Below are 12884 nucleotides of genomic sequence, written 5' to 3'. Positions count from 1 at the left end.
CACTTTTGGGGCAACTTCACTTAGTAGGAAGAAAATAAATAATGAAAGGTTTAATTCATTCTTTCGAATCTTTTGGAACTAAAGACGGCCCAGGTATAAGATTTGTATTTTTTATGCAAGGCTGCCCTCTTCGTTGCCTCTATTGCCATAATCCAGACACATGGAATATGAACGATAAGAAGTACGAACTAGCTCCGGAAGAGGCTTTTGAAGAAGTAAAGAAGGTAAAAAACTTCATACGCAATGGGGGCATAACCATTTCGGGAGGAGAACCCCTGCTGCAACCCCAGTTCATTATTGAGCTGTTTAAGATGTGTAAAAATGAAGGTTTACATACAGCTATAGACACATCAGGATATATATTAAATGATAAGGTAAAGGAAGTTTTAGAGCACACAGATCTTGTACTGCTAGACATTAAACATATCAATCCTGATAAATATAAAAACCTCACAGCAAAACAGCTGGAGCCAACACTTCGCTTCATGCAGTACCTCTCAGAAATTGAAAAACCTGCCTGGCTAAGATATGTGCTCGTTCCGGGCTTCACCGACGATGAAAAAGACCTGAATGACTGGGCAAAACAAGTTTCTGAATATAAAAATGTACAGCGAGTAGATATTTTACCTTTTCATCAAATGGGATTACATAAATGGGAGCAGTTAGGTGAAGACTACAAGCTTAAAGACATTGCACCTCCCGAACAGTCGGAAATAGAGGAGGCTGAAAATATTTTCCGAAATTATGGACTTAAGGTCTGACATATAGATTATTCATAAAACATTTTTCATTACAAAAACAAAAAAAGATCATCAATAAGAATCTAAAATTTTATTTTTAGAAAACTTTTCAACAATAATAAAATTACAACAAACTCATAATGAGCTAATTAACAACAAAAAAGAGAAAACTTAAAACAGAAAACACTTAAATAAAATATCCAATCAAGTCTTTTATTAAGTAAAATCATATAACTTTGTTAACATATACGGTTCCGAATATAATCGGATGAAAAGGGAATCAGGTGAAAGACCTGAACTATCCCCGTAGCTGTAAATTTCAGAAAGGTAGTTGGACTCTCACACCACTGTCAACGAATACTGATGGGAAGGTTACCAACTGCGAAATAAGTCAGAAGACCTGCCGTATATACATTCTAGCTTTCGGGAGAAAAGCAGCAGAATTATACAACATATTAACTCCAAATAAGTCTGTGTACTTCCCTGCTCCTGTCAGTTATATTTTAATTGATACAATAAAAGTATAAACGATAACGAATATGATTCAGACAGTTGTAAAAAGAGACGGACGTATCGTCGGTTTTAATGAGGAAAAAATCATGGCAGCAGTTCGCAAAGCCATGCTACACACCGAACAAGGAGAAGATTCCACTTTAATCAGACGGATTACAGACTATGTATCCTGTCAAGGAAATGAGCAGATGACAGTGGAGCAGATACAAGATATGGTAGAAATGGAATTGATGAAAAGCCCCCGCAAAGAGGTGGCAAAAAAATACATCGCCTATCGTGACAAACGCAGCATTGCCCGCAAAGCAAAAACGCGAGACATGTTTCTGGAAATTATAGATACCAAATCAAACGATATCACGCGCGAAAATGCAAACATGAATGCCGATACTCCTGCCGGCATGATGATGAAGTTTGCTAGCGAAACCACCAAACCATTTGTGGATGATTATTTATTATTGCCGGAGGTAAAAGAAGCTGTTCGCCTCAACTATCTGCATATACACGACAAAGATTATTATCCGACTAAAAGTCTTACTTGCGTACAACATCCTTTAGATAAAATATTACAGAATGGTTTTTTTGCAGGACATGGAGAATCTCGTCCCGCAAAACGCATCGAGACAGCCAGTATGCTAGGTTGTATCTCTCTGGAAACAGCGCAAAATGAGATGCATGGCGGACAGGCTATTCCTGCTTTCGATTTTTATTTAGCTCCATTTGTACGTAAAAGCTTTATTGAAGAAATAAAAGTTCTCGAACAAGCTACAGGAATAGAATACAAACATTTGTACGAAACAGAAATAGAAGATTATATCCCTTGTTGCGTCAAAGATTTAGCAGGAGACAAACGAATTATACAGCATGCTATAAACAGAACAGTGAGCAGAGTTCACCAATCGATGGAGGCCTTTATTCACAATATGAACACAATCCATTCTCGTGGAGGAAATCAGGTCGTATTCAGTTCGGTCAATTACGGAACGGACACCTCCGCTGAAGGGCGCTGCATTATTCGCGAATTACTCCACAGTACATACGAAGGAGTAGGAAGTGGCGTAACGGCTATTTTCCCTATACAAATATGGAAAAAGAAGCGAGGCGTAAACTATTTGCCGGACGACAAAAACTATGACCTTTATATATTAGCAAGCAAAGTAAGTGCCCGCCGTTTCTTCCCTAACTTCTTGAATCTAGATGCGACATTCAACCAACATGAAGACTGGAAAGCAGACGATCCTCGGCGATTTGAACACGAAGTAGCTACAATGGGTTGTCGGACACGCGTATTCGAAAATCGCTTTGGGAAAAAGACATCTATCGGACGGGGGAATCTCTCTTTCTCCACCATCAATCTTGTACGCATTGCCTTAGAATGCAGAAATATAGAAAATGAAAAAGAAAGAATAGATTGCTTCTACAGCAAACTAAACCAGATACTCGACTTAACAGCATTACAATTGCATCGCCGTTTCGAATTTCAGAAAACTGCCGCTCCTAAACAATTCCCATTACTAATGTCTGTATTATGGGAAGGATGCGAGCAGGTAAAAGATGAGAACACGATAGAGAAGGTAATTAATCAAGGCACATTGGGCATTGGTTTTATAGGACTTGCCGAAGCTCTTGTTGCACTTGTAGGTAAGCATCATGGAGAAGATGAGCAAGCTCAAAAACTCGGACTGGAGATAATAACTTATATGAAAGATCGGGTAAATGAATTCTCAGAAAAATATCAGCATAATTACAGTGTACTTGCAACTCCTGCCGAAGGGCTCGCCGGACGCTTTACTCGTCGAGACAAAAAAGACTTTGGGCTAATCAAGGGCATCACAGATCGTGAATATTATACCAATTCCAATCACGTACCCGTATATTACCAATGCAGTGCACATCAGAAAGCAAAGACAGAGGCTCCCTATCATGACCTAACTCGAGGAGGACATATCTTTTATGTAGAGATAGACGGTGATGCCACACACAACCCCGATGCTATATTGACAGTAGTAGATATGATGGATAAATATAATATGGGGTATGCATCAGTCAATCACAATCGCAATCGTTGTTTGAAATGCGGCTATGAAAATTCGGATACAAAGCTCACCCGATGCCCAAAATGCGGTAGCGACGAAATAGATCGCCTGCAACGCATAACAGGTTACCTGGTAGGGACAACAGACCGATGGAACAGCGCAAAACTGGCAGAGTTAAACGACCGCATTATTCATGAATAAATTATCAATACTAAACATTATACATGACACCACAGTAGATGGTCCCGGATTCAGAACGGCCATCTACGCTGCGGGTTGTGCACACAGATGTTCGGGATGCCACAATCCCCAATCGTGGAATATAGAAAATGGCATACCACACACCATTGATCAGCTATTAGAGATAATAAAAGAAGATGAATTCGCAAACGTTACCTTTTCAGGTGGAGATCCCCTGTTTCAAGTAGAAGGTTTCACACAGCTTGCACAACGAATAAAAGCAGAAACAGACAAAAACATCTGGTGTTATACCGGATTTTTGTATGAAAACATTCTAAAATCGGAAAGGCTTTCTCTAATTCTTCCTTTTATCGATTTTTTGGTAGACGGGAGATATATTGAAACACTGCGAAGCGAAGAGCTACGATTCAGAGGCAGCAGCAATCAAAGAATCATAAATGTGCAAACTTTGGATGAATACGGGGATTCACCTCAACTATAAGAGCTTTCAAAAAAAAGTGATAAAATAACACATTCTTGAATAAAATCCATACCAATTTTTAAAATAAATATGATAAATTTATGCGATAAAAAAAGATTTACTAAAACTTAGATTAAAGTTAACCACTAAACATATCTCAATCTCAATAAATGTAAGTCTATGATGAATAAAGAGGTTGTAAACAACTTGGTGTATAGAATCAAATCTGCACTTCCCGAAAATGTCAAAATAGCCCATTACCTGATGGATTTGTTATCGTTAGGCCGAGAAGCTGTATATCGCAGACTAAGAGGAGAGATAACATTCAATCTGGATGAACTCATACTAATATCCAAAGACTTGGACATATCTTTAGATAGTATTGTAAATCCTGAAAAAATGGAAAAATATGGCATTTTGTTTGAAACAAAAATGCTGATAAAAGATACTTCTTTAAAACATCTTATGGAGAACCTCAAACAGACATTAAATGGACATGTCGAATTGTGTAAACTCGCAAACAGACACCCTGAAGCTAAAATGTCTATCGCAACAAATACGATGCCCTATCAGTTTTTTCTCAATTACAGAAATCTGGCGAGAATTCCATCTTACAAATGGTTGTATCAAACTCAACCAGTTGAAAATATGATGTCCTTTAGTGACTATAAAGTATCGGATGAAATAATCAACCTTGCTCATGAATTTGTAAAAGAATATAATACCATTGACTCTGATTTTATATTTGATCCTAACACCTTTAATTCTATAGTTGAAGACATTGTTTTTCTTTACAAATTAAATTTAATAACTAACGAAGAGGTCAACTTGTTGAAAGAAGAATTTTTGAACTTGATTGACGACCTCGAAATAAAAACTGCATCGGGTAAATTTAGCCCAACCTCAAAAATATCGGTTTATATATCTAATATTAGCATAGATACAACTTACACATTTCTAGAATGGGATAATAATCAGGTAACACATTTCCGCATATATGGCCTTTGCAGTATAAACACTGAAGATCCGACTATATGTAAAGTACATAAAACTTGGATTAATTCATTAAAACGATACTCTACATTAATAACACGGAGTGCGGATTTAGTTCGAATCGAATATTTTAACAAGCAAAGAGAATTTATAATGCAAAAATTATAACTATTTCCTATACCGCATTTTCAATAACAGGCACGGTTAAACTTTTTCCTTAATTTGTGCTGACATACCTTATCACACTTTATAGAAAAACACGAATAAAGACACAGAATAAACACTGTTGTCGAATCAGCCTATTGTCTAATACAGATTAATATTTCACTTTTACACTTCGTTTTTTCAATCTTATCATATAAACTGTTCACCCATAACTGTCTAAAAAATAGGACAAACGATATTCATTCGTTATATCGAATACAGAAAAGTTTAGACTTAAGGGCTCTACAAATATACTTATGCAAGGCCATGGGCTGAACAATAAACTCTCTAATATTAAGTCCATAAAAGAGCTTTTTCTTTTATAAAAAGTATATCTACGAAGTAGAAAATATAATATATGCAACAAAACAATAAAGCTATAAAAAGACTAGTTACATTAATAAAATTGGCAATTCCTGACAATGTCAAGATTTTATATTACTTAATGAATTTGCTCTCCTTGGGAAGAGAAGCTGTATATCGCAGATTGAGAGGAGAAGTAATGTTCAATATGGATGAACTCATTAAAATATCTAACGACCTAAACATTTCATTGGATGACATTATCAATCATCAAAAAAAGGACGCTAAAAATGCATCTTTTGAAACAAAGATGATTATAAGTGATAACCTTGAAAATACACTCAAAAAAGTTGCAGAATCATATATAGAACTTCATAAAGTAGCACGGCAGTCCACAAATGCAAAACTTATCATTGCCTCCAACATGATCCCTTTTCAGCTTTTTCTGGAATATAAAACTTTAGCGAAAGTCGCATCTTACAAATGGCTATACCAAACAAAAGCAATAGAACATAAACTGCCTTTTTCGGAGTATAAAATTTCGGATGAAATTGCGAACCTGGTTCATGAATTTATAAAAGAGAGTAAGACTATTGATACTGAATACATCTTCGACTGCAATACTTTTACTTCATACATTAAGGATATAGTTTTCTTCTCCAAGCTTAAATTGATAACAAAACCGGAAGTCATACTACTAAAAAAAGACCTCCTCGACTTAATAAACAATCTCGAAACAAAAGCTGCGAAAGGCAGTTTGGGTACATCATCAAAGATATCTGTTTATATCTCGAGCATCAATATAGAATCTTCTTGTTCTTTAATCAAGTCAGACAATAGTCAAATAGCTCATTTTAGAGTTTATGGGATAGGTGGTATTACGAGCTTCGACTCCCAACTACTGGAAGTTCATCAAATCTGGATTGAATCGATGAAACGATATTCTATTCTTATAACGGGAAGTGCCGATCTAATAAGAAAAGAATATTTTAATGAACAGAGAAAAGCAGTCGAAATAATGTTGGGAGAGGATACAACTTCTGACGATTAAAAATTTAACAACTATAAGTTTACCTGCAATTCAATGTATATTCAACTTTTTTTTCACGTCAATACATCGAATATCCTCCCTAACCTTATCAACAAGCTCTAAAATAGATACATTATTAACAGCGATGTCGATATAGCTTATTGTTTACACAAAATAAATCTCTCAATTTTGTCAAAAATTCCCGAACAGACAAACAGCATGAAGGTAATATAAAGATATAAGATAAAAATATCGTAGCACATATATCTAGACATATCATCAAGACGAATTACTCTATCACCCTAATTATAAATAAGTTTTGCATTTGTAACTATCGTTACGTGAGGTATTATTTATGCTGTCCTGTTTTTTACAAAACAAAATATGATTGTAGCACAAATTAATAGAAATAAACTAAAAGAGAACTTATGAATCGAAACAAATCAGTAACAACATTTCTCGTTTTTATAATGTTGTTCTTGCCCTTATCTACACTACAAGCGCAAGTCTCAATCGGCTCGGGTGAAGAGCCTATATCCGGATCTATCTTACAACTAAAAGAGAAAGATGCGGTGACCGATGCGAGCTCTAATGCACATAGGGGTTTAGCCTTACCACGAGTAACCTTATCAGAAAAAAAAGCTCTTTATCCCATGTTCTTGGCAGACCCGGATGATCCGGCTTCGGGACCGAATACTGCCTATAGCGGAGCAGCCAATAAGGAGGCTTTAGATAAGGCTCATACGGGCTTGATCGTTTACAACCTGACAGAGAATGATGATAAAGAATTATGCTTAGGTTTAAATCAGTGGGATGGAGAGCAATGGAATTGTTTCCAATACGCTTTAGGAAAAGCTGTTGTTGAAATTTCATGCCCCGATGTATCAATAATGGGATCTTATGTAGAGAGTACCGCATTAACAAGCGAAAATAAAATAAAACTAATTATAGATGTAAAAAAGCCTGGGGCATGGACTGCAAGTGCTTCTATCAATGGATCTTCAAATGGTTACTCTTTTTATGCAAGTGGTGTATTCCTTGAAAAGGGACAATATGTAATTTATCTCGATGGACAAGGCATGCCTGTTAGCCCACAGAATGATAACTTTACGATTAAGATCAATGAAAGCAACATCTGTTCGACTACAGTTAAAGTACAATCTAAAATAGGAGGATACGACTTGCTATGCAGCTCTACTACCGTAATAGGAAAATATCTGAAAGGGATAGAATTAGATGGGACCAATACGATTACAATAAGAGTTAATGTCTCTAAATTAGGATCTTATCTCATTGAGACAAATGAATCAAAAGGAATAAAGTTCTCTCAATCCGGAGACTTTACAACTCTTGGTGTAAATACAGTCACGCTATATGGCACAGGAACACCAACTGTAAATGAAGACATCGCACTAACTTTGACCGCAAATACAAATTCTGGAAATGCAACATGCAATGTAACTATACCAGTGACATTACCTAAAATGACCTATGCCATAATTGGGAGTGGAGGCTATAGTTGGAATACATCCCTAAGATTAGCTGCATTAACTAACTCAAACAAGTCGTTTGGCCCGGACGGGATCGTTAAAATAAAAGAATTTTCGAGTTTATGGGTAACAACCAATGTCAATGATGCAGCAACAATGCTGAATAATGGATATAACGGTCAGTATCCTGATATAGTATTATACTTTGCTTATGGAGCTTCACCTAATGATAATATTTCTAAAGCTTTAGCTAGCTACATCAACCGAGGTGGAGCTATAATCTATGGCTCTTCCGATAATACAGCTTCAGCCGTAAATGTATTAATGAATGGGATATTTGGGATAAGCCCGGCACAGAATCAAATATCAGGAACATATTCTAATGCTGATGGATATCAGGTTAACAACTATACTGATAATAAAGTTATCAATGGTCCATTCGGAAACACTGCCGGATTATATTGGGTTGAAGATTCCAGTTCATCGAACTCTATTGTTATGTCATCATTGCCAGATGGCTCTGTGCAAATATGTCCGGCATCAAACACCTGGTCTAAAATGAAACAAAGTCCAACGACATCCATTGTTTGGATGAATGATGTAAAAAACTTCATCTATTTCGGAGACTGTGTTGCTACGAGCAGTACCACTACAGCGGGAGACATATGGTATCCGGCAAGATACACTTCTGACGGAGTGCCATTCTATTTTATACAACAATATGGCACACAAAATGGAGGAGCCACCCCACCTTGGGGTACTAATGCAAACTCTTTTTTAGAGTTAAACTCTGTCGCCTACCTAATCAAAAAGGTTGCAACAGAAGGAGGAATTAATCCTCACTAAATAAAAGATAACTCAAGGGGATTGGCTTAACTAGTTATTAAATTAAAGATAGTAATCTCTAGAGCTTTTGGGACTTTTCAATCTTAGGCAGGCTTTCCTAAAAAGGCCTGATTAACAAAGCTATGCGTAGGAAAGGGAGATCTCTGTATCTCCCTTTTTAATAAAAACCGGTTAGGAATAAATAAACGGGTAAAATTTATATTAAACATTTTATTGTCGAAAGAAGATTATATGCCAAACCTTAACAATTTTAGAAATATTCATATCGGAAAGTTAATTCAAAAACGCATGTCGGAATGCAATGTGGATATTGACCGGGCATGTAATTTCCTGAAAGTATCAGAGGAAGACATTAAAGATATGTTTGATCGAAAGTCTTTAGAGAGTGAACTCTTATTGCATTGGAGTAAATTGCTGGAATATGATTTTTTTCGAATCTATAGTCAACATCTTATTCTTTATGCTCCGCAGGATATCAATAAAACAAATAGGGAAAAGAACACATCTCTACCAGTATTTAAAAAGAACATCTATACTCACGAAGTAATTATGTACCTACTAGAACTAATAGAAAGTGGGCGCAAAAACAAACGTGACGTACAGCAAGAATACAATATTCCTTCAACAACAATTAACCGCTGGATGAGAAAATATGGAAATAACACAAACAAACCGAATGGAGAGGAAGAAAAAACAAAATTTGAAAAACAAAGAGAATAGACCCTTATACCATAAGATATATGCCGACATGATTCGTGATAAATATCCCGATAGAGAGGCGAATTGCATCAATTACTTAAATAAAAGGAATTGGACTGCTTTAGACGTAATACGGGTTAATATGATTTTATTCTCAAATAAACAAGGGCGCAAAGAAATACTTTTGGGACAACGTCACCGCGCTTACGACCAAAAAAGTATAAAGCAAATACTCCAAGATCAGAAAGAGAACATGCTAAATAACAAAGAACTAGCCACAAAATACAAACTTAGTCGCAATACTGTCGCCAAGTGGAAAAAACTGTTCGGAGAAGAAGTAAGCGAGTAGACAGCCATTCTTTTCTCAAACCGATTTCTTGACGTTTTAAACCTTATTTATTAATATTGCCTTGTTATTAATATCAACATGCTGCTAAAATGAAAATAAAAAAAATAACAGAGGATAAAGACCGGTTTATGAATCTGCTGCTATTGGGCGATGAACAGGAAAGCATGATCTACAGATATTTAGAAAGAGGAGAACTATTTGCGTTATACGACACTGATCTAAAAACCGTTTGTGCCGTTACCCAAGAAGACGAGAAAACTTTCGAAATCAAAAATATTGCAACTTACCAAAAAGAACAGGGGAAAGGATACGGGAGTTTAATGATGAGATATATAATTGAAAACTATAAAGATAAATGTGACATATTATTGGTTGGCACAGGCGACGATCCTACTATATTGTCATTTTACAAAAAATTTGGCTTTGTATATTCACACACCGTAAAAAACTTTTTCATAGACAATTACAACCATGAAATATTTGAAAATGGCAAGCAACTGACAGACATGGTTTATCTAAAGAATGAAATGACAAAATCCTGACAGATTTCTCTATCAGGATTGCTGTGCACCCTTAACAGTTCTACTCTCAAACCTGTATTTTGGAATTTGATCACTTTATTGCCTTTTATCACACAAAGGAGCAATATCCCGTAAGGTTTTTAGATAGTGGATAAATTCAAGAGTATCTTTATGCGTGCTAATTATAGCATCAGATTGAGACTGTATGAATAGAATGACATAGTTATATAAAAATTCATCCAATAGTTTAGCAAAGTCTTTAGGTGAAATATCTTCTTTAAAGAATGTATATATCGGTTCCAGATTTATATCCCCTCTTTCTAATTTTTCCATAAATGTTTGCATTAGGCTTACTGCGCTTTTGTAAGGGTTGCTATATTTGAGTTTGTATAATTCACAATTGCAAAGTAAATGGCACAGCCTCTTATATCCTATCAATTGAGACAATAAGATATCAGAAACACAAATAATATATTAATATCCTAACTGTTAAAATATTATCCTCACAAATAAATTATTATTTGCTCTAAATGCTTATTTTTGCATATAAACAAATTCACAAATAGAAAGACATGGAAGAAACAAGCATAAAGAAGAGCAATCATGGTCCAAACGTCCGCCGTTGGAGAGAATGGCGAAATATCAATCAAGATGTTCTGGCAGAGCAAATAGGAGTATCACAAGCTACTCTTTCGAGCTATGAGAAAAAGGATAAGCTCGAACAGGATATTTTAGAAAAGATTGCTAAGGTTTTAGATATTCCTATTGAAGCTATTACCGAATTAGAACAAGGAACAGCAATAAATATTATATCAAGCACCTTTCATGACAGTTCTGCTGTTAACCATTATACTTTTAATCCTATAGAAAAGATTGTAGAGCTTTATGATGAGAAAATAGCTTTATACGAAAGAATGTTGAAGGATAAAGAAGAGGCTATTTCTTTATTGCATGAGGTGTTGAAGGAGAGGAAGGGGTGAAGTTCTGATAGGCTCACAAAAATGAAAAACACAGAGATTCAATTTATTGAAGATTTAGGATTGATTTATGAGTTAAGGGGGTGGTAGCGAAGCCGTAGATACTATATAATTATCCTTATAAGTTTATATTTGAATATAAGTTTTATAGATTTGGGGTATACATATAAAATGATGAAAAGAACCATATTTTATTCATGGCAATCTGATTTACCGAATAATACAAATCGTGGATTCATTGAAGATTGTATAAAAAAATCAATAAACGATGTTGCCAAATTTATACCTTTTAACCTTGAATTAACTTTAGATAAAGATACTTTTAATGAACCTGGAAACCCTGAAATAGTTAATACCATTCTGTCTAAAATTGAAAACGCGAAAATCTTTATAGCTGATATTTCTATTATAAACTCAGACTCAAAATTAAGGAAAACCCCTAATCCGAATGTACTTTTTGAATTAGGGTATGCATCAAAAGCATTAGGTTGGGAAAGAATTATATGTATTTATAATTTAGACTATGGAAGTTTTGATGAATTACCATTTGACTTAAAACATAGAAGACCTATCGCTTATACTCTTAATAATAAAACAAAATCAGAAGCAAAAAATGGTATAGCTAATGCTATAATAAAAACAATAACAAGTCTACAAGATAGAGGTCTTCTTTTTGACGAAATGGAAGATTTTTTAAAGAAAAATGTAGATACCGAAATCTTAACGATAATAAATCATCTATCAAAAGTTCTATTTGGCATTCAGGATAAACCAAATTTACTTATCCATACAGGCAAACTTTTAAATTTGAAAAGGAATGAGTTATTTAATATTTTAAAAAATAAACCAATTCTAGGATTTCATATATTTAAAACTTTTGAAGAGAATTATAAATCATTACGAAAAATATATGAGAACACTATATCATCGCCGCATTATAAACGTGAAATAATTGTTATAATACTAAAGTTACTTGATTGGTTGGCGTGGTATAATAAAATTATGCAAGAGCGTACATATCCAAGTATGTTTATCATTTCAAATGTTATTGTAAATAGAAAACTTAAAATAATTGGAAGTAATAATAAAGATTTGCCAAACAGGTTGATTTTAGGAGAATGCATAGAAGATGACAAATATAGGGTTGTTGATTTTGGTGATATAATTCAAAAAAACAGGTTGCAAAATGCATTAGTTAATTTTCAAATTTCAGATGATAAACATTTAGAGGTATATATTAATGTTCTTGAATCATTTATTGAAAATGTAAATTTATGGTTAGATAAAACTAATGGTGAGTTTATTGTAGATACTTTCAATAATTTTGAAATGAAATAAAATATATTAACAATAAAAGCTTAATACACTGGTATAATTGAAGCGCACCAGCGTGCGCTTCTTTCTTTTATATAAAAATATTATCAATAACTATTTGCATTAAAATAGTAAAGCCTGACAGATTTCTCTATCAGGCTTTCTTTTGTACCCTTAACCGTTCTATTCTCGAACCAATTTCTTGAAGATT

Annotated in this window: 12 protein-coding genes and 1 riboswitch; of the genes, 11 read left to right on the top strand and 1 reads right to left on the bottom strand. The window is 34.6% G+C overall.

Annotation, left to right across the window (positions count from 1 at the left end):
• Window positions 1-41: 41 nt before the first annotated feature.
• The 9 genes from pflA to E4T88_RS11730 all read left to right on the top strand — a co-directional run bounded on the left by pflA (window position 42) and on the right by E4T88_RS11730 (window position 10403).
• The gene (gene pflA, locus E4T88_RS11770; protein ID WP_135105679.1) at window positions 42-761 is read left to right on the top strand and encodes a pyruvate formate-lyase-activating protein; all 720 of its coding nucleotides are present in this window, start codon (window positions 42-44) and stop codon (window positions 759-761) included.
• A 211-nt stretch (window positions 762-972) separates the two neighbouring features.
• A riboswitch (cobalamin riboswitch) is annotated at window positions 973-1162 on the top strand.
• Window positions 1163-1279: 117 nt separating this feature from the next.
• On the top strand, window positions 1280-3487 hold the full coding sequence (locus E4T88_RS11765; protein ID WP_135105675.1) for an anaerobic ribonucleoside triphosphate reductase: 2208 nt from the start codon (window positions 1280-1282) through the stop codon (window positions 3485-3487).
• On the top strand, window positions 3480-3968 hold the full coding sequence (gene nrdG / locus E4T88_RS11760) for an anaerobic ribonucleoside-triphosphate reductase activating protein (RefSeq protein ID WP_135105672.1): 489 nt from the start codon (window positions 3480-3482) through the stop codon (window positions 3966-3968). Before E4T88_RS11765 ends, nrdG begins: the two co-directional genes overlap by 8 nt.
• 159 nt (window positions 3969-4127) lie before the next feature.
• On the top strand, window positions 4128-5108 hold the full coding sequence (locus E4T88_RS11755) for a hypothetical protein (protein WP_228093892.1): 981 nt from the start codon (window positions 4128-4130) through the stop codon (window positions 5106-5108).
• A gap of 394 nt (window positions 5109-5502) precedes the next feature.
• Window positions 5503-6498, top strand: a complete 996-nt coding sequence (locus tag E4T88_RS11750) for a hypothetical protein (protein ID WP_260393691.1) — start codon at window positions 5503-5505, stop codon at window positions 6496-6498.
• A 407-nt stretch (window positions 6499-6905) separates the two neighbouring features.
• Complete coding sequence (locus tag E4T88_RS11745) at window positions 6906-8813, top strand: hypothetical protein (RefSeq protein ID WP_228093890.1); 1908 nt, start codon at window positions 6906-6908, stop codon at window positions 8811-8813.
• 288 nt (window positions 8814-9101) lie between these two features.
• Window positions 9102-9533: a hypothetical protein gene (locus E4T88_RS11740; protein ID WP_221411802.1), complete on the top strand. Its 432-nt coding sequence runs from the start codon at window positions 9102-9104 to the stop codon at window positions 9531-9533.
• A complete protein-coding gene (locus tag E4T88_RS11735; protein WP_167755452.1) occupies window positions 9514-9861 on the top strand; it encodes a helix-turn-helix domain-containing protein in 348 nt (115 codons plus the stop codon). Before E4T88_RS11740 ends, E4T88_RS11735 begins: the two co-directional genes overlap by 20 nt.
• 89 nt (window positions 9862-9950) lie before the next feature.
• Window positions 9951-10403, top strand: a complete 453-nt coding sequence (locus tag E4T88_RS11730; protein WP_135105664.1) for a GNAT family N-acetyltransferase — start codon at window positions 9951-9953, stop codon at window positions 10401-10403.
• Between the two features lie 75 nt (window positions 10404-10478).
• Here E4T88_RS11730 and E4T88_RS11725 read toward each other — a convergent pair whose 3' ends face one another.
• The gene (locus E4T88_RS11725) at window positions 10479-10715 is read right to left on the bottom strand and encodes a hypothetical protein (protein WP_228093889.1); all 237 of its coding nucleotides are present in this window, start codon (window positions 10713-10715) and stop codon (window positions 10479-10481) included.
• Window positions 10716-10954: 239 nt separating this feature from the next.
• Between E4T88_RS11725 and E4T88_RS11720 the strand changes: the two genes are divergently transcribed.
• Window positions 10955-11362: a helix-turn-helix domain-containing protein gene (locus tag E4T88_RS11720; protein ID WP_135105660.1), complete on the top strand. Its 408-nt coding sequence runs from the start codon at window positions 10955-10957 to the stop codon at window positions 11360-11362.
• 168 nt (window positions 11363-11530) lie between these two features.
• Window positions 11531-12697 carry a hypothetical protein gene (locus tag E4T88_RS11715; protein WP_135105657.1) on the top strand — a complete coding sequence of 389 codons (1167 nt, stop codon included), beginning with the start codon at window positions 11531-11533 and terminating at the stop codon, window positions 12695-12697.
• Window positions 12698-12884 lie beyond the last annotated feature (187 nt).

The organism is Dysgonomonas mossii (assembly GCF_004569505.1).
Classification (GTDB): domain Bacteria; phylum Bacteroidota; class Bacteroidia; order Bacteroidales; family Dysgonomonadaceae; genus Dysgonomonas.
This window is presented reverse-complemented; position numbering and strand designations above follow the sequence as displayed.